The organism is Neomicrococcus aestuarii (assembly GCF_014201135.1).
GTDB classification, from domain to species: domain Bacteria; phylum Actinomycetota; class Actinomycetes; order Actinomycetales; family Micrococcaceae; genus Neomicrococcus; species Neomicrococcus aestuarii.
This window is the reverse complement of the sequence record NZ_JACHDR010000001.1, coordinates 2,407,419-2,431,774: the sequence shown is the minus strand read 5'-3', so window position 1 is coordinate 2,431,774 and position 24,356 is coordinate 2,407,419. Positions and strand designations below refer to the sequence as shown.

Genomic DNA, 24,356 nt, shown 5'->3' with positions numbered 1-24,356 from the left:
TTCTCGAAAAACGTGGGCGTTCGCGCCCCACACTGGCCCGTTTCATACCTCCCCCAGGTGAAATGTTTGGGCCAGTGGAGGATCGGCCCCCCGACCGATCCAGAGCCCCTCGTGCGACGCCCCCTAGCCGCACGAGGGGCTCTCTCTTTGTACTAGTCAGACCGTGAACTGCGGCATGCCAGCTCAGCCCAAACGGCGCGTTGCCCAGGCGGGGCCAACGGCGCGGATGCTGACAGCGCGAGCCGGCTCTGCGGCGTCGTCCTCAAAACTCAGAATCTCGCCCTCGACTGTAGCGTCCAGCTCAATCTCCGGGCGCACCAACTCAATATCGAGGTAGGAATCGCTGAGCTGTTCGGCTTTGCCGCGGCCCCATTCAACCACCACGACCCCGCTTTCCAGCTGCGAATCAATGTCCAGGTCCGTGAGTTCTTCTGCGGAGTTCAACCGGTACGCATCAACGTGGATGAGTGCCGGGGCGTCGCTGGCGTCAGTGCGCTCGCTGGGGTGCACGCGAGCCAACACGAACGTGGGCGAAATAATCCCGGACCGCACGCCCAGTCCTTCGCCGATGCCCTGGGTAAGTGTGGTCTTTCCGGCGCCAAGCGGGCCGGTCAGGATGAGGACATCTCCGCTAACAAGGAGCTTCCCCAATTGGACGCCTAGGGCATGCATGTCCTCGGCGGTCTCCGCGGTGAGCTCTTGGGACCACTGTTCTGGCGATGACTCGTCTGTGGACGTTTGATCCGTGTGGGTGTTAGTCATCGGTGCGACCCCAGGCTCCGTCAATATAGCGACGAGGAACGCGGCCCGAAATGCGCGTCACGATCTCATAGTTAATGGTGTTGCACGCCGCCGCCCACTCATCCACGTGTGGACCGTTCTCGCCAAACAAGACGGCGTACTGGCCAATGAGCGCCTCAGGATCCTGATCCGGGCCAACGTCCATCATGAACTGGTCCATCGCGATGCGGCCAGCGCTTCGGAATTCGTTGCCGTTGATCATGACGGGCGCGTAGGTCGCGGAGCGCGGAATGCCGTCGGCGTATCCCAGAGGGACGTCCACCAGGATTGATTCCTCGTTGGTTTGGTAGCTCAGGCCGTAAGAGACGCCTTGGTGAGCAGGCACTCGTTTGGCGTTGGCGACGCGCGCTTTGAGAGTCATAGCTGGCTTGAGGCCCAGATCTTCCGAGCTCTGATCCGCAAAGGGGCTGAGACCGTAAATTCCGATACCGCAGCGCACCAAATCAAAGTGAGCGTCCGGGCGGCTCAGCGTGCCCGGGGTATTCGCAATGTGTCGGGCTTCCAAATGGAACCCGGCAGCTTCCGTGAGGGCAATCGCTTCGCGGAACACCTGAATCTGGTCATCCGTTTCCGTCCGATCCGGTTCATCCGCCACAGCGAGGTGAGAGAAGATGCCTACGACGCGAATCTTTCCTTCGCTCTGCAGCTGTTGCGCTTCCACAAGCAGGCTGGGAAGACGCTCCATGGTGGCGCCATTGCGGCCCAATCCGGTGTCCACTTTGAGGTGGATGCGCGCGGTCTTCGCGGCCTTTTCCGCTGCCTCAGCAATCACCGGTAGTTCCCACCCGGAAACGCCGAGATCAATGTCCGCTTCAATGGCAGCTTCAAATGGCGTGTCCGCTGTGTGCAGCCACGCCAGCAAGGCCACATCAATTCCGTGTTCGCGAAGCGCGAGCGCCTCACGAACGTGTGCTGTCCCCAACCATGCCGCCCCGGATTCCAACGCAGCCTTCGCGACGGGTACCGCACCGTGACCATACGCATCAGCTTTGACCACGGCCATGAGCTTCGCGGGAGCGGCCAGCTCCGCCAAGCGCTTCACATTGTGACGAATATGGGACAGATCAATCTCAGCGACGCGCTCAAATCCTTCACGGGATTCGGCAGTCACAGGAATGGCCTCGACGGGTTGGGGGGATTCAAAACTCACCCGGTAAGTATCCCACTTTGGCACTTACCGAGAGTGCTCATGTCAGCTTTCTGTGGAAACCCGAAGATTGCTGGTTACGGTTCGTTCACGTGGTATTCACGCGGGACTTGAACGGCATTCATTCTGGCCTCCTATGGTGCACGCAGTAGCCGATGAAGGTTACCGCGTACCGGACATCACTCAGGAGGCTTACCGTGCCATTGCGAATCACAGTGATTGGGACCGGATATCTTGGCGCCACCCATGCGGCGTGCATGGCTGAACTTGGCTTTGAAGTCCTCGGCGTCGATATTGACGAGCGCAAGATTGAAATGCTTGCCGCCGGCGAACTCCCCTTCCACGAACCCGGCCTGCCGGAGCTGCTGAAGAAGCACACGCAGAGCGGACGGCTCCGCTTCACCACGTCCTTTGAAGAAGCTGGCGCTTGGGGCGACGTGCACTTCATTGGCGTAGGAACACCTCAAAAGCCCGGCGGTTACGGTGCGGACATCCGCTACGTGGACGCCGCAGCCACCTCCCTCGCGGAGAACATCACCAAGGACGCCCTCATTGTGGGCAAGTCCACGGTTCCGGTCGGAACGGCCCGCCGCCTCGCCACACTGGTCCAAGAACGCCATACAGGGCCTGGGAGGATCAGCTTCGCGTGGAACCCCGAGTTCTTGCGCGAAGGCTTCGCGGTCAAGGACACCCTGACTCCGGACCGTTTGGTGATCGGTTTGGCCGAAGGCGATCTGGACGCGGAAGTGATTCTGCGCGAGGTCTACGCGAGCCAGCTGGCCGCCGAGACGCCCATGATTGTCACGGACTATGAGACGGCCGAACTCGTCAAGGTGGCCGCGAATGCGTTCTTGGCCACCAAGATCTCCTTCATCAACGCGTTCTCCGAAGTCACCGAGAGTGTGGGAGGAGATATCCGTACCTTGGCTGACGCTATTGGCCACGATGCACGCATTGGCCGACGCTTCTTGAACGCCGGCGTGGGCTTTGGCGGCGGTTGCTTGCCCAAGGATATTCGCGCGCTTCAGGCCCGCGTGAGCGAACTCGGTTTGGACCGCACCATGCGCTTCCTCACCGAGGTGGATGAGATCAACCTACGCCGCCGCGACCGCGTGGTCTCCCTTGCAGAAGAAGTACTGGGCCGCCTCAACGGGGCCACGGTAGGCATTTTGGGTGTTGCTTTCAAACCGGATTCCGACGACGTTCGGGACAGTCCCGCTCTCGATGTTGCGGCCCGCTTGTTCAACTCCGGCGCGGATGTGAACGTGTATGACCCGCAGGGTAACGCCAATGCCGCGAAGCGCTTCCCTCGTTTGAACTACGTGGATTCCTACGTGGCCGCTGCGACCGGCGCCCAAGTGGTCATGCTCTTGACCGAATGGAAAGAGTTCAAGGAGCTACGCCCAGAGGATTTGGACGGGTTGGTGCAGAACAAGGTCATCATCGATGGCCGCAACGTTCTGAACGTGCGCGAATGGGAAGACGCCGGCTGGACCGTTGCGGCGCTTGGCCGCAAGTTTGATCCAGCCCGCGACATGGTGGGCCTGAACGCCGGTGTTTAGACCAAAGGCGAGCCGATGTGTTCTGCGAGCGCCGTTGCCCCGAAGGAGGAGCGGCGCTCGAGGTCGATTCCCACTTGCCCGTGAAGGAACGCGGCGGCAGCTGCCAACTTCGCGAGGTCGTTCACGGGACGCTGTGTATCCCACGCGCTCAACAGCGCACCGATGAGTCCGGTCAGGACATCCCCGCTGCCAGCGGTTGCAAGCGCTGGGGTGGAGTTCGTGTTCACCCAAGTGAAGCCTTCCGGCGAGCACACGATGGTGGATGGACCCTTGAAAAGCACCACGGAGTTGTAGCTCACGGCGGCCCACCGCGCCCAGCGGACAGGGTCAGCTTCAATGTCCTCGCGGGACACCCGGAGGCCGGCGGCCGTGAGCATCCGTTCGAGCTCGCCCAGGTGTGGCGTGAGGACTACGTGGGATCCGCCGGAGGCCGGGGTGACGTACGGTAGCGCGGAAGCGTCCGCCACCGCTGGCAGTCCGGTCTTGAGCGCTGATTCCACGTTTGCTTGCTGTTGCTTGTCCTCACCGATTCCCGGCCCGAGCGCCCACGCGGTGATGCGGGATAAGCCGTTATCGCGAGAACCGCTCCCGTTGAGGTTCGCTGGAAGGGCGCCGTGGTGCGCTACGGATTCGGGAACTTCGGTGGCTAGGAGTTCAGCGGTGAGTCCGTCGGCAATCGTACGAAGCATGCCTACGCCGGCGTTGACGGCAGAGCGTGCGGAGAGGATCGCGGCCCCGGGGTACTGCGCGGAACCGGCAACAAGGCCCAGAACGCCGCGCGAGTATTTGTTGGCGTTACGCTCCAAACGAGGCAGCACGTCGGCCACATCCGCGCTTTCGATGACGTATAGGTCCGGTGCACCCAAATGCTCGCCTAGACCAATGTCGATCACTTCGACGCGCCCGGCGTACTCTGGCCCGCGGCCCACCACGAGCCCAGATTTCAAGGCGCCGAAGGTCACCGTGAGATCGGCTCGGATGGTTTCAGGCGCTACTCGCCCGGTGCCCGCGTGCAGCCCTGAGGGCACATCACACGCGATAACCCGGGCGTCGCGCGGCACTTCCGGCAGGCTCATGCCGCCGGTGGCGCCCGTTCCCAGCGCAGCGTCAATAATGACATCCGCGGCGGCGATCGCTCGCTGAGCTTCGGGGCTGTCCTTTTCCAGTACGACGCCGCCTGCTCGCTTTAGTTCCGCGGCTCCGGCTTCGTGAATTCGTTGGGTCAGTTGAATTGCGTGGGCGGCTACCCCGCGGGCCGCTAGTTTGGCGAGCGCAAAGAGGGCGTCACCGCCGTTGTTGCCGGGGCCGATCAAGGCTACGACTCGGGTGCCGTAAGTGCGCCCGTTGCGTTCGCGCAGTGCTCGGAGGGTGTGCTGGGCGAGGCCGTAGGCCGCTTTGGCCATGAGCCGATCGCCTTCGCCGCGTTCAAGCAAGGGCGCTTCCGCAGCACGAATCTGTTCACCGGTGAATGCAGGAATCATGTTGTTTTTCCTTATTTCTCAGCAATGACCATGGCTGTTGCCAAGTCGCCGTCATGGCTCATCGACAAGTGCCACGTCGTAATTCCTTTACGGGCGGCCACCTCGGCCACCGTACCGTCGACGAGGATGTGTGGGTCTCCGGCGTCGTCTTTGACTACCTGGCAGTGTTGCCAGTTCATGCCAACGGGGGCTCCAAGGGCCTTTGCCACGGCTTCTTTTGCCGCGAATCGGGCCGCAAGGGAGCGGACTGTAAGATCCCGCTCGGCGGGGACGAAGAGACGCTCAATCAGGCCAGGCGTCCGCTCTATTTGCTCTTTGAATCGTGAGACCTGCACGACATCAACACCAATGCCGACAATCATGGATTCCACTCTAGTAGGCGCTTCCCGTGTTCGCGGGCTCAGTCTGTCTTTCACGAAGTGACAAAGTTAACCTTGCGTTAATCACAACGACTAGTCTGGTGAGTTATGAGCACACAAAGAAAAGTACGTAAGGCCGTCTTCCCAGCGGCCGGGTTGGGTACGCGCTTTCTTCCGGCAACGAAGGCGATGCCCAAGGAAATGCTTCCCGTAGTGGACAAGCCTGCCATCCAATATGTGGTGCAGGAAGCCGTTACCGCCGGACTCACGGATCTGTTGATGATCACTGGCCGTTCCAAGCGTTCGCTCGAGGATCACTTTGACCGGGTTCCCTCGTTGGAAGCGCGCTTGCAGGAAAAGGGCGACACCAAGAAGCTCCGAGCCGTTCAGCAGGCCACGAGCCTCGGCGATATCCACTACATCCGTCAGGGCGACCCCAAGGGTCTTGGACACGCGGTGCTGTGTTCTCGCAGTCACGTCGGCGATGAGCCATTCGCTGTTCTCTTGGGCGATGACATCATCGACGCTAATGAAACGTTGTTGGCTGACATGATCGCCGTTCAGGAAAAGACCGGCGGCTCCGTCGTCGCCTTGATGGAAGTGGACCCCAGCGAAATCTCCGCTTACGGCTGCGCCGCAGTGGAAGCCGTCGACGGCGAAGACTTTGTGAGAATCACGGGCCTCGTTGAGAAGCCAGAACCTGCAGACGCACCATCTAACCTCGCCATCATTGGCCGCTACGTGCTGCACCCAGCCGTCTACGATGTGCTCGAGCACACCGAGCCAGGCCGTGGACACGAAATCCAACTCACCGATGCTCTCCAGACCCTCGCAGGCACGGACGCCGAGCAGGGCGGCGGTGTGTATGCCGTGATCTTCAAGGGCCGTCGTTACGACACCGGCGACAAGCTCTCCTACCTCAAGGCCGTCATTCAGATAGCTGCAGAGCGTAAGGATCTGGGGCCGGATCTGGTGCCCTGGCTTCAGGAGTACGTAAAGACTGCGCCGGCGTCTTGGGATGGTAAGCAGTAATTCACCCCTGGCGGTAGCCACGGAGCAACCCAATAGAGCAGGTTACTAGTTGAAAAATCTTCTAGTAGCCTGCTCTTTTCGTTGGTTGTAATTCTTGCTGATCGCGGGTCTGGTTGGTTGGAGCTGCACTTATGCTCGGGAGCACTCTTCTTATTCAACACCGCACACCAGTGGTTGCGGCACACTCTTGTGGCTAGCGGCGCGTGATCTTCTGGAGAGAACGTGTTGCTGGCCCTGAAGATGCGCTCTTCCGAATAGCTTCCGCTACCGACATCAAGTGCTGTTGCATTGCTAGAGCCGCGCCATCACCGTCCCCTGCACAGACAGCTTCAATGACGGCCAAGTGCTCGGGTAGGGACACTTGTGGACGTCCAGCCATGGTGGAGAGACGGAACTGATAGCGAACCGCTTGACCCTGCAAGCGGGCGATCGTAACCGCAGCTGTTTGTTGGTCAGCAAGCTCGATGAGGCGAGCATGGAGCTTTTCGTTGCCTCGCGTAAAGGCCTCAACGTCTCCGCGCTGGACGGCCTCTTCCATGTCACGCCCGAGGCCCTTCAATTCGGCGGCGCTCTCCGGAGTGATCTTTTCAGCAGCTTTTCGGGCGCAGAGAGACTCGATGGCTCCACGGACTTCTACGATCTCAATGGCTTCTTCGACGGTCACGGAGCGGACCCGGGCGCCACGGTTGGGAATGCGCTCGATGAGTCCCTCGACGGAAAGCTCCGCCAGTGCGGCCCGGACATTACCGCGGCTAGCACCGAAATCGTGGGCGATGTCCGCCTCGACGAGTCGTTGATTCGAGACGAAGTCACCGCGCATGATGGCTGCGCGCAGTTCTTGGGAGAGCTCGGCCGCGGACTTGCCACGGCTTGCCGAGTTCTCGCTGACTACAGCCACGGTGTCCGTCTCCTCTCGAATGCACTGCAAACGCTCTTCTGAGCGCGCGTTAAAAGACCATTGAATTGTTGACAGTCTAGTGAACAATGCACGAAAAAGGCGGCCCGCCACTGGGCGAACCGCCTTTTCCTTACAGCACTACGTGCTCAACGCTGTATTACTCGACCGTGACGGACTTGGCCAGGTTACGTGGCTGGTCAACGTCGTAGCCCTTCTGACGAGCAAGCTCGCAAGCGAAGATCTGCAACGGCACCGTGGCCAGAAGCGGCATCAACAAGGTCTTGGTTTCAGGAACGTAGAAGACCCACTCAGCGAACTGCTGGACCGACTCATCGTTTTCTTCAGCAATTACCAGCGTCTTGGCGCCGCGAGCGCGGACTTCCTGGATGTTGGAAACAACCTTGGAGTGCATCGAGTGGCGGCCGCGTGGGGATGGAACCACCACGAACACTGGCTTGCCTTCGTCGATCAAGGCAATCGGACCGTGCTTGAGCTCGCCAGCGGCGAAGCCCTCAGCGTGGATGTATGCCAGCTCCTTGAGCTTGAGAGCACCTTCCATTGCCACGGGGTATCCCACGTGACGGCCCAGGAAGAGCACCGACTCAGCGTCGGACATCGAGCGGGCAAGTTCCTTGATCTGCTCCGAACGGTCAAGAACCTGCTGGATCTTCTGCGGGATGTCCGCGAGATCAGCGAGGATGTCCTTGATTTCGCCGGAGAACAAGTTTCCGCGAATCTGCGCCAGGTAGAGTCCCAGCAAGTACGTTGCCGTGATCTGAGCCAAGAAAGCCTTCGTGGACGCCACAGCGATTTCCGGGCCGGCGTGCGTGTAAAGCACGGCGTCAGACTCGCGAGGAATCGTGGAGCCGTTGGTGTTACAGATAGAGAGGGTCTTTGCACCCTGCTCCTTGGCGTAACGAACAGCCATCAAAGTGTCCATGGTTTCACCGGACTGGGAGATGCTCACAATAAGGGTGGATGCATCCACAATTGGATCGCGGTAGCGGAACTCGTGGGAGAGCTCAACTTCTACCGGGATACGGCACCAGTGTTCGATGGCGTACTTGGCTACCTGGCCTGCGTAAGCGGAGGTACCGCACGCGAGCACAATGATCTTGGAAATCTTGGCGAGTTCTTCCGGGTCAATGCGCAGCTCGTCGAGCGTGAGCTTTCCGGTGGAATCAGAGCGACCCAGTAGGGTGTCTGCCACAGCGTGTGGCTGCTCGTTGATTTCCTTTTCCATGAAGGACTCGTAGCCGTCCTTTTCGGCGGCTGCAGCGTCCCAGTCCACGGTGAATTCTTTACCGGATGCTGGGTTGCCAAAGAAATCGGTAATGGTGTGGGATTCCGGCGTGATGGTCACGATCTGGTCCTGACCCAGCTCCACAGCGCGACGCGTGAAGTCAATGAAGCCGGAAACATCCGAGCCCAAGAAGTTCTCCCCGTCGCCCAGGCCCACCACGAGTGGCGAGTTACGACGAGCGGCAACCACGACGCCTGGCTGATCCGCGTGGATGGCCAAAAGGGTGAAAGCACCTTCGAGCTGCTGGCAAGCAAGCTGCATGGACTTCTGAAGGTTCTTCTCGCCGGCACCGTTGTAAATGTCGCCCAGCAAAACAGCGGCAACTTCGGTGTCGGTTTCGGACTTGAAGGTGCGACCCTTCTCTACCAAGGACTTCTTCAATTCTGAGAAGTTCTCGATGATGCCGTTGTGAATCACGGCCAACTTGTCACCATCAGCCAGGTGAGGGTGAGCGTTTGAGTCCGTAGGACCGCCATGAGTGGCCCAACGAGTGTGGCCAATGCCCGTCAGGGAATCCTTGAGCGGGTGAGATTCAATTTCTCCGGCCAGGTTGGCGAGTTTGCCCGCCTTCTTACGCATCTCAATGTCACCATCGGCGACAACAGCTACACCAGCGGAGTCGTATCCGCGATATTCCAAACGGCGCAACCCCTCCATCACTACATCGAGAGCTTGGTGCTCACCGACAGAGGGCAGACCGACATATCCAACAATTCCGCACATGCGCTCTAGATTACCTGTCTTTAGTCTTAACTATGGTTCTCACCGCTGACGGTGAACACGTGATTGCTCACATTGAATAGCAATTAATGAGCAACTGTAGTGGCAATAGGTGGAACCGTGACGAGTCAAAGAAGGAACCATGACGCTCTAAAAGCGCTTATGGCGACCCGACTCACCGCCTCAAGTGGCACCAGCCGCGAAAACTCGGCACAATTGCCCGAATGAGTGAATTCCCCACCGTGCCAACTCGCCGCGCTCCACAAGGTAGCAGCGGCGGTAGCTTGTCACCGTTTGTGGAATTGGATCGTGAAACGTGGGCGCGCCTGTCCGACCAGCTCGAACAACCCCTAAACGACAATGACGTTCAGCGGCTATCCGGTCTCGGCGAAGAACTAAACCTCGCTGAGATCCGCGAGGTCTATCTCCCACTCTCCAGACTTCTTAATCTGTACGTAGCGGCCGCCGGGCATCTACATCGGGCAACAAACACCTTCCTCGGTGAATCGACCAGACGCACCCCGTACGTTATTGGTGTTGCTGGTTCCGTGGCAGTAGGAAAGTCCACGACGTCGCGCGTTTTGCAAGAGCTTCTTCGCCGCTGGCCCGGAACTCCGAATGTAGAGCTCATCACCACGGATGGATTTTTGTACCCCAATGCCGTCCTCCAAGAACGCGGCATCATGAACCGCAAGGGATTCCCGGAATCCTACGATCGCCGTCGTCTTCTGAAATTTGTTGCCGACGTGAAATCTGGGGCAGAAGAAGTAACCGCACCTTGGTACTCACACCTCTCCTATGACATCGTTCCGGGCAAGCAGGTTGTCGTTCGCCGCCCCGATGTCCTAATCGTGGAGGGCCTCAATGTTCTCGCGCCGGCCAGGACGCGCGGTGATGGAACCGCCGGACTGGGTCTTTCCGACTTCTTCGACTTCTCTATCTACGTGGACGCGCGCACCCAGGACATCGAAAACTGGTACATCGACCGTTTCATGAAGCTTCGCCAAGGAGCATTCGCCGATCCCGCATCCTATTTCCACCGTTACTCCACGTTCACCGATGCCGAAGCTTTTGAGACTGCGGCCGACATTTGGAAGCGCATCAACGAGCCGAACCTGAGGGAAAACGTCTTGCCTACTCGTGGCCGAGCCACACTGGTTCTAACCAAGAACGCGCAACACGCTGTGCATCGCATGTTGTTAAGAAAGATTTAGCCCCAAGTTATAGATATGACTTATCGCACAAAAAGCATATAGTGTAAGCTTTTCCACTTTCGTGACCTATCTGTTACATTGGGAACATGCTTCAGGGATTTAAAGACTTCATCATGAAAGGCAACGTCGTAGATTTGGCCGTTGCCGTGGTTATGGGTGGCGCTTTCGGCGCCGTAGTGACCTCACTCGTCGACAAAATCATCATGCCGCTCATCAGCATGCTGGTGGGCTCGCCTAACTTCGATCAGTTCTTGGTCTTCGGCCAGGTTCAGATCGGCGCATTCTTGACCGCAGTGGTCAACTTCTTGCTCATCGCTCTCGCAATCTACTTCGTCATCGTTCTTCCAATGAACAAGATGATCGAGCGTCGCAACGCTCGTCTTGGCATCACGCCAGAAGAAGCAGCTGCAGACCCAAACACCGTTCTTCTTACCGAAATCCGCGATTCCCTCAAGGGTCGCATCAACTAGTCACTAGTTAGTTTCGAATGGCTCCGAACCTCCGGGTTCGGAGCCATTTTTTTGTGCCCACGTCTTTGGACCCAATTCTTCACGCCCGCCCCTTCCAACCACGCAACTGTGGCTACAGACTGACCGAGCCCAACGTCGTCGTGCTGAATTGCAGGTAGCCGAAACTCTCTGTACCCTTTCTCGACCTCATCTCGCGCCCTGTGAGGCCACTTCTCTACAAGCCGCTCCCCTGTGAGAACACTTTGCAGCTAGGAAACGCGAAGAACTTGTAGCAAAGTGGCCGCGCATGGGGTGGGGTGGCTATGGATGTTTGGGAGGTTGTAGCTTTGTGGCCGCTCGGATTGGATCTAACCTGGACGAGGGGTTCAGCACAAAGAAAAACCGTCCACTCGATGCTAAAAGCACGAGTGAACGGTTTCCCGAAGCAAATTCTTCTTAGATTAGAGGGCGAGCTCTTCGCTGACGACAGACGCGAGCTTGGTGCAGACCTCGCGAGCGTGCTCTTCAGTAGAGGCTTCCACCATGACGCGGACAACAGGTTCGGTTCCGGAAGGACGGAGCAACACACGTCCGGTGTCCCCCAGCTCTGCCTCCGCAACCGCGATCGCGCGCTGAACGCCCTCGTTAGCCGTCACTTGAGCTTTGTCGACACCCTTGACGTTGATCAGCACCTGCGGGAGGACGTTCACGACGCCGGCAAGGTCCTTCAACGTTGATCCGGTAACCGCCACACGAGCTGCCAGGTGGAGGCCCGTAAGAACGCCGTCTCCGGTGGTGGCGTGGTCCGCCATGATGACGTGTCCGGACTGTTCGCCGCCGAGGTTGTAGCCATTGGCGCGCATAGCTTCCAGCACGTAACGGTCCCCCACGCCGGTTTCTACGACATTGATGCCGTTGTTCTTCATGGCGATCTTGAGGCCCAGGTTGCTCATGACAGTGGCCACGAGCGTGTCGTCCTTGAGCTTTCCGGCTTCCTTGGCTGCGATAGCCAAAATTGCCATGATCTGATCACCGTTGACAACATTGCCTTCGTGATCCACGGCGAGGCAGCGGTCGGCGTCACCGTCGTGCGCGATGCCGAGATCCGCACCAAAGGACACCACTGCTTCCTGAAGCTTTTCGAGGTGGGTAGATCCGTAGCCTTCGTTGATGTTGAGGCCGTCCGGTTCTGCACCGATCACCATGACGTCTGCGCCGGCTGCTTTGAACGCTTCTGGGGAGCAACCAGAGGCTGCGCCGTGCGCGCAATCCAGAACCACCTTGATGCCGTCAAGGCGGCTTGGCATGGACTGCAGCAGGTGAACTACGTAGCGGTCCTCTGCATCAGCGAAACGGGCCACAGTGCCCACTTCAGCACCAACGGGACGCAACGGGGCAACGTTCAGCTGCGCTTCAATGGCGTCTTCTTGCGCATCCGTCAGCTTCTCGCCACCGCGGGCCAAGAACTTGATGCCGTTATCCGGTGCCGGGTTGTGCGAGGCAGAGATCATGACACCAAAATCTGCGCCAAGATCAGCCACGAGGTACGCCGCGGCGGGGGTTGGCAACGTGCCGGCATCCTGAACCTCGATGCCGCTCGAGGAAAGTCCCGCTTCAATGGCAGCCGAGATAAACCCACCCGAAATGCGCGGGTCCTTCGCTACGACAGCCACAGGGCGGCGGCCCGGTTCGCTTTCGTTGAAGCCCAATACGACGGCGGCGGCTTGCGCCAGCTGCATCGCCAATTCAGGGGTGATCAGTTCGTTCGCTTTTCCACGGACACCATCCGTGCCAAATAACCTAGTCATTGCTTCCCCATCTTATGCCCGAGACCCACATATATCCGTTAGGAAGGGTTAACAACAGGGAAAATTGCGCCGCCAGATTCGCCTTCTTCAAATACTCGTGAAGCCGGACCCACAATCAGCGGGTCGGGAGCGCGCACCAAACGCGCGTCCTTGTTGGGGTAATCGACGATGTGGAGCACGTGGCGCATGGCTTCTAGACGAGCACGCTTCTTGTCATTGGACTTCACTACGGTCCACGGGGCGTCCGCGGTATCCGTGTAGAAGAACATCGCCTCTTTGGCTTCGGTGTAGTCGTCCCACTTGTCTAAGGACGCGAGGTCAGTGGGCGAGAGCTTCCACTGCCTCACCGGGTCCGTCTCGCGACTCGCAAACCGGGATAGCTGTTCTTCACGACCCACCGAGAACCAGAACTTCACGAGATGAATCCCGGAATTGACCAGCATCCGTTCCAAGAGCGGCGCTTCCCGCATGAACTCCAAGTATTCTTGCGGCGTGCAGTAGCCCATGACCCGCTCAACACCGGCACGGTTGTACCAGGAACGGTCCATCATCACGATCTCCCCACCAGAGGGCAGGTGCTTGATGTAACGCTGGAAATACCACTGCGTCCGCTCTTCATCCGTGGGCTTCTCCAAAGCCACAATGCGGGCACCGCGCGGATTCAGGTGCTCGTTGAAGCGTTTGATGGCGCCACCCTTGCCGGCCGCGTCACGGCCTTCAAAGATGATGAGCACCTTCTCGCCGGACTCTTTCACCCACAGTTGCAGCTTGAGCAGTTCGATCTGCAGCTTGCGTTTCTCCCGCTCGTAGGACCGCCGCGAAAGCTTGGTGTCATACGGATAGTTGTGTCGCCACGCGTCGGGATTCAGCTTCGGGACGCTCTTGAGACCGTTCTTCCGGTTGAGCTCGTGAATCTCATCCAGCTCCGCCGAATAGTCCACCGTCACGGACACCCGCGGCTCCTTGCCACCGGCCTCTTGCAAGACGTGGGGTTGCTGGCCGTTTGGTTGATCTGCGGTCATTCGAGGATCCCTCCGTGTGCGCACTGAATGCGCCTTATCCTGAACGCTCAAGCCTGAGCTGATTGCATTCTAAACCGGAGAAAACAAAAGAACCCCACCCGAAGGTGAGGTTCTTTCGAGACGCCAGCTGCGGCGTCGTAAGCGAATATTAACGCTTGGAGTACTGAGGTGCCTTGCGAGCCTTCTTGAGACCGGCCTTCTTGCGTTCGATCACGCGAGCGTCACGGGTCAAGAAGCCAGCCTTCTTCAAAGCTGGGCGGTTGTTGTCGCGGTCGATCTCGTTGAGAGCGCGAGCAACACCCAAGCGAAGTGCACCGGCTTGGCCGGAAGCGCCACCGCCGTGAATGCGAGCAATCACGTCGTAAGCACCTTCAAGCTCAAGAAGCTTGAATGGCTCGTTGACTTCCTGCTGGTGCAACTTGTTTGGGAAGTAGTTGGCGAGTTCGCGACCGTTGATGAGCCACGAGCCGGAACCTGGAACAACGCGAACGCGAGCTACAGCTTCCTTACGGCGACCAACAGCTGCACCGGCAACGGTGAGAGCTGGGCGGTCAGCCTTGGCGGTCTCGTCAGCCGGAGCGGATTCCGACGTGTAGGACGCTGGAGCGTCCTCAAATTCATTGAGCTCTTCAGTATTCTGAGCCACTGTTTCTCCTTAGAAAATGGTTTTCTGGTGGCCCAGGACTACTGAGAGACCTGGGTGATTTCGAACGACTTTGGCTGCTGCGCGGCGTGCGGGTGCTCTGCACCACGGTAAACCTTCAGCTTCGTGAGCTGATCTGCAGCGAGGGAGTTCTTAGGAAGCATGCCCTTGACAGCCTTCTGGACTGCAAGCACAGGGTTCTTTTCCAAGAGCTCCGCGTAGTTAACGGACTTGAGGCCGCCCGGGTAACCCGAGTGACGGTAAGCGCGCTTCTGCTCAAGCTTTGCACCGGTAAGTGCTACCTTCTCGGCGTTGATGATGATGACGAAGTCACCCATATCAGCGTTCGGAGCAAAGGTTGGCTTGTGCTTTCCGCGCAGCAAGGTTGCGGTCTGGCTTGCGAGGCGGCCGAGCACGACGTCGGTGGCGTCAATGACGTGCCACTGACGATCTGCATCGCCTGGCTTCGGTGTGTACGTACGCACGGTAATTGCCTTCATTTCTTAGTGTCTGGTCAAGCGCTACTTCGATCGACGGCGTGAGAATCGCGAACGAATTGCACTGTGGTGTCTGCGCACTGACCAGTTTGCCCGTGTGAGGATTAAGCGAACCGGTCGTCCTAAACGCTGCCTCAAGCCTCGAAGACCAGGACTCTGCAACTGAGTCGTCACGCGAAGCAAGTTGTGTTAGGCATAGGACAAGCACAACAGCTATCAATCTTACCAAAGGACTGGCACGTCCACCAAACCTCGGTTATGCTTCGACGTTTCCTAGCGGTGCACGCTTAGCGCGGGTTTGGTTGGCGCGCGCTTCCAGCTCTTCATCAACCGGGTATTGGACCTGCTCAAGTACAAGCGGGTGCGGCGGTGCGAGCTTCGTCTTTGAGTCTCTGACCTGCGCTTCAAGGCGATGAGCCAGCCATCCCACCGGTTCCTTGCCCTCCCCCACCATGAGCGCGGTCCCAATCAGCGTGCGCACCATGTTGTGACAGAAAGCATCGGCCTGGAGGTGGACCGTGAGGTACCCATCGCTACCGCGCACGAACCGAAAGTCCTGCAGCGTGCGCAACGTGGTCGCTCTCTCGCGAGGTTTGCAGAAGCTGAGGAAGTCATGATGACCCAGAACGCTCTGGGCTTCATGGTTCAACAGGTCAACATCCAGTTCGGTTCCCACATTGTGCGTGTAGTGGCGTGCCAGTGGGTCAAGATCCACGGTGGAATCGGCAATACGGTAGCTGTAGCGACGCCATAGTGCGGAAAAGCGGGCGTCAAAACCGCGCGGGGCCTTGCGAGATTCGTGAATGACGACGGCGCCGCTTGAGGAACGCTTCAAGATTCCGTTCAGGCGGCGCGTGAGTGCGTACTCCGCGGTGATGTCCTTACCGCGGTTCAGTGCCGCGATTTCCGCGGGCGTCAGATCAAAGTGGACCACCTGGCCACGAGCGTGAACTCCGGCGTCCGTGCGGCCGGCAACCACCGTGCGTATCGGGCGCCGCACGATCATCGAGAGCGCTTCTTCTAGATCACCCTGAACGGTCTTCATGCCCGGCTGAATGGCCCACCCGAAGAAAGCCGCGCCGTCATACGCCAAACGAACCAACATACGCTCTGTAGCGGGCGACGCCGCCGACCCATCGCTAGCCAGCCAACCTTCATCTATCACCACGCAATCTTAACAGCGCAGCTCCCCCACCGCGCTCGAATCTCAACGTGAGGCTTAAAACGGAAGTTGCCCGCTACCAAAACGGTAACGGGCAACTTCGTCAGCTTCGAAGTGAAGACTACTTGGCTTCTTCAGCCTTCTCGTCTGCAACCTCTGCAGAAGCCTCTGCGGCAGGAGCCTCAGTGGTTTCTTCTGCTGGAGCTTCGGTGACCTCTGCAGGTGCCGTGGTCTCTTCAACCTCAACTGGAGCAGCAACTTCGGCAGCCTTCTCGGCTTCCGCAACAACTGCCTGCTTTGGAGAAAGAGGATCCATCACGAGCTCGATGACTGCCATAGGAGCGTTGTCGCCCTTACGGTTGCCGATCTTCGTGATGCGGGTGTAGCCACCATCGCGGTTAGCCATGACAGGAGCAATGTTTTCGAACAATTCGTAAACGATGCCCTTGTTGGTACGGCTGCGAGGAGCAATCACGGACTGCACCTGACGACGGGAAGCGAGGTCGCCGCGCTTCGCGAACGTGATGAGACGCTCTGCGAAAGGACGAAGACGCTTTGCCTTGGTCACCGTGGTGGTAATGGACTTGTGCTCAAACAGCTGAGCGGACAAGTTCGCGAGCATCAAACGCTCGTGGGCCGGTGAACCGCCGAGGCGTGGGCCCTTAGTAGGGGTAGGCATTGAAGTTCTCCTAGTGGGGAGCCGCGATACCCGTTAGGGCTCGAGGCACAATTTTGATGTTTTGCGACGGTTCTAGAGCGAGCTCTTAGAATTCGTCGTCGTAGTCTTCGTCGTCCATAGCGGCACGAGCAGCGAGATCGAAACCTGGAGGGGAATCCTTGAGAGCCATTCCCAGGTCTACGAGCTTCGCCTTGACCTCGTCAATGGACTTCGCACCAAAATTGCGGATATCCATCAGGTCAGCTTCGGAACGTGCAACCAGCTCGCCTACCGTGTGAATTCCTTCACGCTTCAGGCAGTTGTACGAACGAACCGTGAGCTCAAGCTCTTCGATTGGCATGTTGTACTTGATGGCGTCGCCACCCTCAGACGTGCTGGGGCCCAAATCGATGCCTTCGGCTTCGGTGTTGAGCTCGTGAGCAAGACCGAACAGCTCCACCAAGGTGGAACCAGCGGATGCCACTGCGTCGCGAGGCGACATGGAATCCTTGGTCTCGACGTCAAGAACCAACTTGTCGAAGTCAGTACGCTGCTCAACACGAGTAGCTTCCACGTTGAACGTCACCTTGAGAACAGGCGAGTAAATCGAGTCAACCGGAATACGGCCGATCTCTGCGTCTGCACTCTTGTTCTGGGAGGCCGAAACGTAGCCGCGGCCACGCTCGATCGTCAGTTCCATGTCAAACTTGCCGCTGCCATTCAACGTGGCAATGTGCAAGTCCGTGTTGTGGAACTCAACACCAGCCGGCGGCGTGATGTCCGCTGCCGTAACCTCGCCCGAGGTCTGCTTGCGCAAGTACGCAACAACAGGCTCGTCATGCTCCGAAGAGACAGCAAGATTCTTGATGTTCAAGATCAGTTCGGTGACATCTTCCTTGACACCCGGAACCGTGGTGAACTCGTGCAACACACCGTCAATGCGCACGCTGGTTACAGCGGCACCTGGGATGGATGAGAGCAACGTACGGCGCAGGGAGTTGCCAATGGTGTAGCCGAAGCCGGGTTCAAGCGGTTCGATCGTAAACCGAGAGCGAGTCTCGGAGATCTTTTCTTCAGTAAGGGTTGGGCGCTGTGCAATAAGCACTTTTATTTCCTTTCGCGAGCATCCGCTATATGACGCATCACATTTGGTTGGAAATGACGTCTGCCGTGCGGCCTGCGTCTCTTCGAGGCTGGCTCCCGAATGCCGCAGGTCACTTGACCAGCTTTCCTGATTGACCTAGTCAAATCAAGAACGCCAGCTGGGTGAGCCTGCGGCTCGAGTGCATCAGCTAATTAGACGCGGCGACGCTTTGGAGGGCGGCAGCCGTTGTGAGCGCTCGGGGAAACATCCGAAATGGATCCAACCTCAAGGCCAGCAGCCTGCAACGAACGGATCGCGGTTTCGCGTCCCGAGCCCGGGCCCTTCACGAATACGTCAACCTTGCGCATGCCGTGTTCCTGAGCGCGCTTTGCAGCAGACTCAGCAGCCATCTGGGCAGCGTATGGGGTGGACTTACGGGAACCCTTGAATCCAACCTCGCCGGCGGAAGCCCACGAGATCACAGCACCGGTTGGGTCCGTGATGGAAACGATGGTGTTGTTGAACGTGCTCTTGATGTGGGCCTGGCCCACGGCAACGTTCTTTTTATCCTTACGACGCGGCTTGCGAACCGCGCCACGAGTCTTTGGGGGCATTTCTTCTCCTACGAAATCTTTGGCTTAAGTGCCGCTATTTCTAGCGGGCCTTCTTCTTACCGGCAACGGTGCGCTTCGGTCCCTTACGGGTACGCGCGTTGGTCTTGGTACGCTGACCGCGGACCGGGAGGCCCTTACGGTGGCGGAGGCCCTCGTAGGAGCCGATCTCTACCTTGCGGCGGATATCCGCTGCCACTTCACGGCGGAGATCGCCTTCAACCTTGAAGTTGCCTTCGATGTAATCGCGGAGCTGGACGAGATCTGCGTCAGAAAGATCCTTGACGCGAGTGTCCGGGTTAATTCCGGTCTCAGCGATTGTCTGTTCTGCACGGGTCTTGCCCACGCCGTAGATGTAGGTGAGCGCAATGATCACGCGCTTTTCGCGCGGGATGTCTACGCCAGCGAGACGAGCCATATAGGTTCACTCTTTCTTTATTCGCGGAGGTCTGCAGCAATCCGGCCTCACGTTTCCGTAAGTCCCCGGCCTCCGTACCGGGGGTGCACATCCTTGAGAGATGCTGGATTGCCTTTATGTTGTGTAACTACGCGCAGGCCAGATTTCCCATTGCTGGGAATTCGTTCCTTAGTACAGGAATTTAGCCCTGGCGCTGCTTGTGGCGTGGGTTCTCGCAGATCACCATGACCCGGCCATTACGGCGGATCACTTTGCACTTATCGCAGATCGGCTTCACGCTCGGATTTACCTTCACGGTATTTGTCCTTTGCGGTTGCGGTTTTTACTTGTAGCGGTAAACGATGCGGCCGCGGTTGAGATCGTAGGGGCTGAGCTCAACCACAACGCGGTCCTCAGGGAGGATACGAATGTAGTGCTGACGCATCTTTCCCGAAATAGTCGCGAGAACCACGTGTTCGTTTTGCAACTTCACACGGAACATCGCATTAGGCAACGCCTCAGTGACGGTGCCCTCTACTTCAATCACACCTTCTTTTTTGGCCATATCCTCCGCTAACCTTGGGCACAACTCACCCGGTAGGTAAGTTGTGATGAATAGAATCGGCTTCACTACGTGCACCCGAGTACCAATGCATTCAATTCATTGGAAATTAGGCACACAGGTAGAGACAACCGAAGATCTAGTTTACTCACTTGTGTGGTACATAAGCAAACCGGCCTGCGCATGATACATGCAGGCCGGTTTGCTGGGGTGTAATTCGGTGAGAAATTCTGGCTCTTAGCTCAGAGGAGTTGGTGTCACGCCGTATTTGGCGAGACGCTCCGCTCCCCCATCATGTGCCGTGAGTACCCAGATGCCGCTCATGTGAACAGCAACCGTGTGCTCCCACTGGGATGCGCGGGACTTGTCATTGGTGACAACCGTCCACTCATCGGCCAGCACCGTGGTTTCGATGCTGCCGCGAACCAACATGGGTTCAATGGCCAAGCACAGTCCAGGCTTAACGCGTGGGCCGCGGTGGCCGGAGCGGTAGTTCAGAACATCCGGGGCTTGGTGCATAGCGGAACCGATGCCGTGTCCCACGTAATCCTCGAGGATGCCCAGAGGCGCCCCTTCGGCGGCAGACACGTAGTCATCAATCGCTTCGCCGATTTCGCCCACGTAGCGAGCCTTTGCAAGAGCGGCGATACCGGCCCACATAGCTTCTTCGGTGATGTCAGAGAGGCGCTGATCCGCTGGATCAACGTTCTCCCCCACAATCACCGTACGAGCGGAATCGGCGTGCCAACCCTCAACAATGGCGCCGCCATCAATCTTGAGAACGTCTCCGTCTTTCAAGACGCGAGATCCGGGGATCCCGTGGACAACCTCTTCATTGACTGACGCGCAGATGGTGGCCGGAAAGTCGAAGTACCCCAAGAAGTTGCTCTTCGCGTCATGACGGGCCAAAACGCCCGCAAATACGTTGTCGAGTTCCTTCGTGGTGACGCCCACGGCAGCCGCAGCTACCGTTTCGTCCAGCGCTTCTGCAAGAACAAGACCCGCTTTGCGCATGCGCAAAATATCGGCGTTGCTCTTGTACTCAATCTTGGGTTGGCCGAATGCCATGAATTCCTTCTTCTAACTATTCTGCGCCGAGAGCAGCGAGCACGCGCTCGGTCACTTCGTCGATTTCGCCCAGGCCGTCGACTTCGCGAACGATTCCGCGGTCCTGGTACTGATCGATAACCACTTGGGTCTCTTGGTGGTAGAGGGAGAGACGGTGACGAATCACGTCTGCGTTGTCATCCTGGCGGCCTTCGATCTCTGCGCGCTTGAGCAAGCGCTCAACCAGTTCGTCATCGTTTGCGGTCAGCAAGAGCACGGCGTCGAGCTTGGCGTCCTTCTCGGCGAGGATCTCGTCGAGGGCGATCACCTGTGGAGCGGTACGCGGGTATCCGTCCAGCAGGAAGCCGTCGATGACGTCCTCTTGGTGCAAGCGATCGCGAACCATGTTGTTCGTGACGGAGTCAGGAACAAAGTCACCGTTGTCGATGTACTTCTTGGCCTCTACGCCAAGCGGGGTCATTTCCTTGACGTTGGCACGGAAAATATCTCCCGTGGAGATTGCTACCACGCCCAAGCGCTCGGAGATACGAGCAGCCTGGGTGCCTTTGCCGGAACCTGGAGGGCCAATGATCAAGAGTCGAGTCATCGCAAGAGTCCTTCGTAGTGTCGCTGTTGCATTTGGGCATTGATTTGTTTGACGGTCTCAAGTCCCACACCCACCATGATGAGGATTGAGGTTCCACCAAACGGGAAGTTCTGGTTGGCGCCGATCATCACGAACGCCACGAGTGGAATCAGCGCCACGAACGCCAGGTAAATAGCACCGGCGAAGGTGATTCGGCTCAAGACGTACTGCAGGTATTCCGCAGTGGGTCGGCCGGCACGAATTCCAGGGATAAAGCCTCCGTACTTCTTCATATTGTCCGAGACTTCATCAGGATTGAAAGTAATCGAGACATAGAAGTACGTAAAGAACAACGTAAGCAGTACGTAGATGGTCATGTAGAGCGGCGAGGTGCCGGTCAGGTGCGTCTGTACCCAGAGCGCCCAATCGGGCAGCGTCCCGTCCGGACGCATGTTGAACTGGACCAGGGTTCCCGGAAGCGCCAACATGGAGCTTGCGAAGATCACGGGGATCACGCCTGCCATGTTCACCTTGATGGGAATGTAGGTGGAGGTGCCACCCACGGTACGACGTCCAATCATTCGCTTGGCATACTGCACCGGAACACGGCGCTGCGACTGCTCCACGAAGACCACCAGACCAAGGATGACCAAACCGATCAGGATGACGAGGGCAAACACGCCCCAGCCCTGCGAAGTGGCGATGGCGCCCATGGATGCTGGGAAGCCGGAAGCGATCGAGACGAAGATCAGGATAGACATGCCGTTGCCGACGCCACGTTCGGTCACCAGTTCGCCCAGCCACATGATGAGGGAGGTGCCCGCGGTGAGCGCGATGATCATCAGCAGAACGTGGATGAGGTCATCGTTCGGGACGATCGGATACTGGCAGCCTGCAAAGAGCGAGCCTGAACGTGCGAGCGATACGAGCGTGGTGGCCTGCAATAGACCCAGAGCGATCGTCAGGTAGCGCGTGTACTGCGTGAGCTTGGACTGGCCGGACTGGCCTTCCTTATGCAGTTCCTCAAAGCGTGGGATCACCACGCGAAGCAGCTGCACAATGATGGAGGCGGTGATGTACGGCATGATGCCCATCGCGAAGATGGAAACCTGGAGGAGCGCGCCACCACTGAAGAGGTTCACGAACTGGTACAAGCCGCCGGTGGTGTTACCGAGAGCGAGACACTGCTGCACATTCCCGTAGTCCACTCCTGGTGCGGGGATGTAAACCCCGAGGCGATAGATCGCGATGATTCCCAGCGTGAACAGCACTTTGTTGCGCAGGTCAGGCGTCCGGAATACCCGGGCAATGGCGCTAAACAAGCGTCCTCCTGAAAAGAATGAGGTTCCGAGATGTCGGAAATGACTAGTTGAGTGTATCGGCTCTCACTGAATGTGCGGTGAATCGGTGGTTCCTTATAAGGAACGACGACGCTGCCTTGCGTTCAGTTCTTAGGCTTACGGCACTCGGTGGTGCAGAAATTTTGCTAACAGAGAAACGAAAAGGCCTTTGGCGAGACGGTTACCCGCCTCACCAAAGGCCTGACGCTTTGCTCATTCTCGAACTACTTCGAGGTGAGACTTAGAGCTCGGAGATGGATCCGCCGGCTGCCTGAATCTTTTCTGCTGCGGAAGCAGAGAAAGCGTCAACCTTCACATCCACCTTGACCGTGATGTCGCCAGAGCCAAGCACCTTTACAGGCTGGTTCTTGCGAACAGCACCGGCTGCTACAAGCTTGTCAACGGTGATTTCGCCGCCTTCTGGGAACAACTCCGAGATGCGGTCCAGGTTAACAACCTGGAACTCAACGCGGAAGGGGTTCTTGAAGCCGCGAAGCTTCGGCAAGCGCATCTGCAGCGGCAACTGGCCACCGGCGAAGCCGGCCTTGACCTGGTAGCGCGCCTTGGTGCCCTTGGTACCGCGACCAGCGGTCTTACCCTTGGAAGCCTCACCACGACCAACACGGGTCTTAGCGGTCTTCGCGCCGGGTGCCGGACGCAGGTCGTGGACCTTGATTGCGTTCTCTTCAGCCATGATTACTCAGCCTCCTCTACCTTCACGAGGTGCGGAACCGTGTTAACCATGCCCACCGTTACGGCGTCAGCTTTGCGAACGACCGTGTGGCCGATGCGCTTGAGACCGAGGGAGCGGAGGGTGTCCCGCTGGTTCTGCTTGCCGCCAATGACGGACTTGATCTGGGTGATTTCCAGTGACTTTTCGCTGGGAACAAGGTTCTTAGCCATTTAGACCCCTGCCTTCTGGTTCTGGAGGGTGCGCAACATTGCGTGTGGCACAACCTCGTCCAATGGCAGACCACGGCGAGCAGCAACAGCTGCAGGCTCCTCGAGGCGCTTGAGCGCATCGATGGTGCCATGAACCATGTTGATCTGGTTGGTCGAACCCATGGACTTGGAAAGAACGTCGTGGATGCCTGCGCATTCCAAGACGGCGCGGATAGGACCACCGGCGATAACACCGGTACCCGGCGAAGCCGGACGCAAGAGGACAACGCCTGCAGCGGCTTCACCCTGCACGAGGTGCGGGATGGTGGTGCCAACGCGTGGAACGCGGAAGAAGGACTTCTTAGCCTCTTCAACGCCCTTAGCGATTGCTGCTGGAACTTCCTTAGCCTTGCCGTAGCCAACGCCGACCAAGCCGTTGCCGTCACCGACAACTACGAGAGCGGTGAAGCTAAAGCGACGACCACCCTTGACAACCTTGGACACACGGTTGATGGTCACAACGCGCTCAAGGAACTTGTCCTTTTCTTCGTTGCGATCGTTGCCACGACGGTCTCCACGTCCGCGGCCTTCGCCACGTCCACGGCCTTCGCCACGGCCACGGTTGTCACCGCGTCCACCGCGAGCGTTAGCCTCGGTGGTCTCTTCGGTTGCCTCGGTGTTTTCAGTCACCTGGGGATCCTTCTGGTTGTTCTCTTCGCTCACAGTGCCAACCCACCTTCACGTGCTCCGTCGGCAACCGCGGCCACACGGCCGTGGTACTTGTTGCCGCCACGGTCGAAGACAACTGCTTCAACACCGGCAGCCTTGGCGCGCTCTGCTACGAGCTCGCCAACACGCTTTGCCTTTGCGGTCTTGTCACCTTCGAAGCCGCGCAAGTCAGCTTCCATGGTGGACGCGTAAGCAACGGTCTTGCCCTGGGTGTCATCGACAACCTGGACGAAGATGTGGCGTGCAGAGCGGTTGACAACCAAACGCGGACGTGCGCTGGTGCCGGCAATACGCTTGCGGACGCGCAGGTGGCGGCGGCCACGGGCAGCGGCCTTGGACTTGCCTCGAATTCCGATAGCCAT

At 58.4% G+C, this 24,356-nt stretch carries 28 protein-coding genes; 4 read left to right on the top strand and 24 right to left on the bottom strand.

Features of this window, described 5'->3' with window-relative positions:
* Nucleotides 1-183: 183 nt before the first annotated feature.
* Both tsaE and alr read right to left on the bottom strand, forming a co-directional pair.
* Nucleotides 184-762: a tRNA (adenosine(37)-N6)-threonylcarbamoyltransferase complex ATPase subunit type 1 TsaE gene (tsaE, locus tag HD598_RS11220; RefSeq protein WP_183665915.1), complete on the bottom strand. Its 579-nt coding sequence runs from the start codon at nt 760-762 to the stop codon at nt 184-186.
* Nucleotides 755-1,951 (bottom strand): alanine racemase, encoded by a 1,197-nt coding sequence (gene alr / locus HD598_RS11215; RefSeq protein WP_409366187.1) that lies wholly within the window; start codon nt 1,949-1,951, stop codon nt 755-757. The genes tsaE and alr overlap by 8 nt, the downstream gene beginning before the upstream one ends.
* A gap of 200 nt (nt 1,952-2,151) precedes the next feature.
* On the opposite strand from alr, the gene HD598_RS11210 reads away from it, so the two are divergent.
* Nucleotides 2,152-3,510, top strand: a complete 1,359-nt coding sequence (locus HD598_RS11210) for a UDP-glucose dehydrogenase family protein (protein WP_260170732.1) — start codon at nt 2,152-2,154, stop codon at nt 3,508-3,510.
* On the opposite strand, the gene HD598_RS11205 is transcribed toward HD598_RS11210, so the two are convergent.
* Entirely contained in the window at nt 3,507-4,991 is a 1,485-nt protein-coding gene (locus tag HD598_RS11205) for an NAD(P)H-hydrate dehydratase (RefSeq protein WP_183665911.1), read from the bottom strand. The genes HD598_RS11210 and HD598_RS11205 overlap by 4 nt on opposite strands.
* An 11-nt stretch (nt 4,992-5,002) precedes the next feature.
* Entirely contained in the window at nt 5,003-5,353 is a 351-nt protein-coding gene (locus tag HD598_RS11200) for a holo-ACP synthase (RefSeq protein WP_183665909.1), read from the bottom strand.
* Nucleotides 5,354-5,458: 105 nt separating this feature from the next.
* Here HD598_RS11200 and galU point away from each other — a divergent pair, with 105 nt between their 5' ends.
* Nucleotides 5,459-6,382 (top strand): UTP--glucose-1-phosphate uridylyltransferase GalU, encoded by a 924-nt coding sequence (gene galU / locus HD598_RS11195; protein WP_183665907.1) that lies wholly within the window; start codon nt 5,459-5,461, stop codon nt 6,380-6,382.
* Between the two features lie 193 nt (nt 6,383-6,575).
* Here galU and HD598_RS11190 read toward each other — a convergent pair whose 3' ends face one another.
* A complete protein-coding gene (locus tag HD598_RS11190; RefSeq protein WP_311539023.1) occupies nt 6,576-7,280 on the bottom strand; it encodes a GntR family transcriptional regulator in 705 nt (234 codons plus the stop codon).
* Nucleotides 7,281-7,437: 157 nt separating this feature from the next.
* Nucleotides 7,438-9,306, bottom strand: a complete 1,869-nt coding sequence (gene glmS, locus HD598_RS11185) for a glutamine--fructose-6-phosphate transaminase (isomerizing) (protein ID WP_071894996.1) — start codon at nt 9,304-9,306, stop codon at nt 7,438-7,440.
* A 221-nt stretch (nt 9,307-9,527) separates the two neighbouring features.
* On the opposite strand from glmS, the gene coaA reads away from it, so the two are divergent.
* Complete coding sequence (gene coaA, locus HD598_RS11180) at nt 9,528-10,517, top strand: type I pantothenate kinase (protein WP_071894995.1); 990 nt, start codon at nt 9,528-9,530, stop codon at nt 10,515-10,517.
* Between the two features lie 86 nt (nt 10,518-10,603).
* Nucleotides 10,604-10,987 carry a large conductance mechanosensitive channel protein MscL gene (gene mscL, locus HD598_RS11175; RefSeq protein ID WP_183665905.1) on the top strand — a complete coding sequence of 128 codons (384 nt, stop codon included), beginning with the start codon at nt 10,604-10,606 and terminating at the stop codon, nt 10,985-10,987.
* A 440-nt stretch (nt 10,988-11,427) separates the two neighbouring features.
* On the opposite strand, the gene glmM is transcribed toward mscL, so the two are convergent.
* The 18 genes from glmM to rplR all read right to left on the bottom strand — a co-directional run bounded on the left by glmM (nt 11,428) and on the right by rplR (nt 24,356).
* Complete coding sequence (glmM, locus tag HD598_RS11170) at nt 11,428-12,774, bottom strand: phosphoglucosamine mutase (RefSeq protein ID WP_071894992.1); 1,347 nt, start codon at nt 12,772-12,774, stop codon at nt 11,428-11,430.
* 38 nt (nt 12,775-12,812) lie between these two features.
* On the bottom strand, nt 12,813-13,796 hold the full coding sequence (ppk2, locus tag HD598_RS11165; RefSeq protein WP_183665903.1) for a polyphosphate kinase 2: 984 nt from the start codon (nt 13,794-13,796) through the stop codon (nt 12,813-12,815).
* A 148-nt stretch (nt 13,797-13,944) separates the two neighbouring features.
* Complete coding sequence (gene rpsI, locus HD598_RS11160) at nt 13,945-14,442, bottom strand: 30S ribosomal protein S9 (RefSeq protein ID WP_071894991.1); 498 nt, start codon at nt 14,440-14,442, stop codon at nt 13,945-13,947.
* A gap of 38 nt (nt 14,443-14,480) precedes the next feature.
* Complete coding sequence (rplM, locus tag HD598_RS11155) at nt 14,481-14,924, bottom strand: 50S ribosomal protein L13 (protein WP_071895406.1); 444 nt, start codon at nt 14,922-14,924, stop codon at nt 14,481-14,483.
* Nucleotides 14,925-15,192: 268 nt separating this feature from the next.
* On the bottom strand, nt 15,193-16,041 hold the full coding sequence (truA, locus tag HD598_RS11150; RefSeq protein WP_183666835.1) for a tRNA pseudouridine(38-40) synthase TruA: 849 nt from the start codon (nt 16,039-16,041) through the stop codon (nt 15,193-15,195).
* Nucleotides 16,042-16,219: 178 nt separating this feature from the next.
* Complete coding sequence (gene rplQ, locus HD598_RS11145) at nt 16,220-16,777, bottom strand: 50S ribosomal protein L17 (protein ID WP_071894989.1); 558 nt, start codon at nt 16,775-16,777, stop codon at nt 16,220-16,222.
* Nucleotides 16,778-16,862: 85 nt separating this feature from the next.
* Nucleotides 16,863-17,861, bottom strand: coding sequence for a DNA-directed RNA polymerase subunit alpha (locus HD598_RS11140; RefSeq protein ID WP_071894988.1), 999 nt, complete (start codon nt 17,859-17,861; stop codon nt 16,863-16,865).
* A 191-nt stretch (nt 17,862-18,052) separates the two neighbouring features.
* Nucleotides 18,053-18,454, bottom strand: coding sequence for a 30S ribosomal protein S11 (gene rpsK / locus HD598_RS11135; protein ID WP_071894987.1), 402 nt, complete (start codon nt 18,452-18,454; stop codon nt 18,053-18,055).
* 40 nt (nt 18,455-18,494) lie between these two features.
* Entirely contained in the window at nt 18,495-18,869 is a 375-nt protein-coding gene (gene rpsM / locus HD598_RS11130; RefSeq protein WP_071894986.1) for a 30S ribosomal protein S13, read from the bottom strand.
* 181 nt (nt 18,870-19,050) lie between these two features.
* Nucleotides 19,051-19,164, bottom strand: coding sequence for a 50S ribosomal protein L36 (gene rpmJ, locus HD598_RS11125; protein WP_071894985.1), 114 nt, complete (start codon nt 19,162-19,164; stop codon nt 19,051-19,053).
* Nucleotides 19,165-19,191: 27 nt separating this feature from the next.
* Nucleotides 19,192-19,413 carry a translation initiation factor IF-1 gene (gene infA, locus HD598_RS11120; RefSeq protein WP_071894984.1) on the bottom strand — a complete coding sequence of 74 codons (222 nt, stop codon included), beginning with the start codon at nt 19,411-19,413 and terminating at the stop codon, nt 19,192-19,194.
* Between the two features lie 234 nt (nt 19,414-19,647).
* Entirely contained in the window at nt 19,648-20,478 is an 831-nt protein-coding gene (map, locus tag HD598_RS11115) for a type I methionyl aminopeptidase (RefSeq protein ID WP_071894983.1), read from the bottom strand.
* 16 nt (nt 20,479-20,494) lie between these two features.
* Entirely contained in the window at nt 20,495-21,064 is a 570-nt protein-coding gene (locus HD598_RS11110) for an adenylate kinase (RefSeq protein ID WP_183665901.1), read from the bottom strand.
* A complete protein-coding gene (gene secY / locus HD598_RS11105; RefSeq protein WP_071894981.1) occupies nt 21,061-22,365 on the bottom strand; it encodes a preprotein translocase subunit SecY in 1,305 nt (434 codons plus the stop codon). Before secY ends, HD598_RS11110 begins: the two co-directional genes overlap by 4 nt.
* Nucleotides 22,366-22,624: 259 nt before the next feature.
* On the bottom strand, nt 22,625-23,077 hold the full coding sequence (gene rplO, locus HD598_RS11100) for a 50S ribosomal protein L15 (RefSeq protein WP_071894980.1): 453 nt from the start codon (nt 23,075-23,077) through the stop codon (nt 22,625-22,627).
* A gap of 2 nt (nt 23,078-23,079) precedes the next feature.
* Nucleotides 23,080-23,286: a 50S ribosomal protein L30 gene (gene rpmD, locus HD598_RS11095; RefSeq protein ID WP_071894979.1), complete on the bottom strand. Its 207-nt coding sequence runs from the start codon at nt 23,284-23,286 to the stop codon at nt 23,080-23,082.
* A complete protein-coding gene (gene rpsE, locus HD598_RS11090) occupies nt 23,287-23,988 on the bottom strand; it encodes a 30S ribosomal protein S5 (RefSeq protein WP_071894978.1) in 702 nt (233 codons plus the stop codon). It lies immediately after the preceding gene.
* Nucleotides 23,985-24,356 (bottom strand): 50S ribosomal protein L18, encoded by a 372-nt coding sequence (gene rplR / locus HD598_RS11085; protein ID WP_071894977.1) that lies wholly within the window; start codon nt 24,354-24,356, stop codon nt 23,985-23,987. Before rplR ends, rpsE begins: the two co-directional genes overlap by 4 nt.